Genomic DNA, 897 nt, shown 5'->3' with positions numbered 1-897 from the left:
AAAGTTAGCTATCTAGGAGAGGGGACTCATTTATAGGGGATTCTTGAATTTTGTGGTAGGAAAATAGAAGTTTTGTGATACAATAATTATTGTAATTATTACCATTGATTAAAAAATATAATAATATTGAAATATTTTATGGTGTGATTTCATATGCAATTTTCTTCACTTTACTTTTGCTCGATTACATAAGATTACATACTTACATGTTTATTAGCGTTGTTAGTCGCTTTTTTTGTGAGTTTCTATGCAAAAGAAGTTTCTATAAAATAATATTATTTGGAGGGATTTCTTTGAAAAAGAAAAGTTTTGCGTTGATTGCTCTATCAGTAGCTTTATTTTCTGTTCCGGTTGTATCTGTTGCAAATGCTGAGGTAACTAATTCTAATATTGCTGTTAGTGAGTCAGCTACTTCACAGCCCAAAGTAGTTAAAGCCTACATAACTACAGATAGTGGTTTGGAAGAAATTTCGTTAAATGAGTATCAAAAACTTCTTTCTCAAGAACAGCCACAGACAGTCACAGCTCAAGTTTATGATGGCGAAAATAGGATTAGCCCAATGGCTGATACTGGCCTTGACTTTGTTTCTAAGCGTAAATTAATCCAGTCCTTATACTATCCTAGTCAATTACAAGTAGCTATGAAAAGCGATGTAACTGACTATATTAAAAATAAAAGCAAAACTACCACAGTAACCCAAACGGTAGGTTGGTCAAAAAGTTATACGTGGAGTGCGAATATGACCGTTTCCACTAAATGGAATGACGCAGTAACTTCAGTTCTAGGAGGTGGCTGGTCAACTACTGACTCCTATACTTATACTAGTTCTCTAACTGTTAAGCCTGGATATCAAGCGAAACTACAATTTACCCCTTTTTATAAAGTAGTTACAGGAG

The 897-nt window shown here is 33.8% G+C and carries 1 protein-coding gene; it reads left to right on the top strand.

The features are described from left to right. Window positions 1-293 precede the first annotated feature (293 nt). Window positions 294-897, top strand: a 604-nt coding sequence (locus C1I60_RS05280) for a hypothetical protein (protein WP_212734440.1), incomplete at its 3' end; no start/stop codon positions are given.

Source organism: Paenibacillus terrae (genome assembly GCF_005217525.1).
GTDB lineage: Bacteria > Bacillota > Bacilli > Paenibacillales > Paenibacillaceae > Paenibacillus > Paenibacillus terrae_C.
The sequence above is the reverse complement of the archived record's forward strand: the minus strand, read 5'-3'. Positions and strand labels throughout refer to the sequence as shown.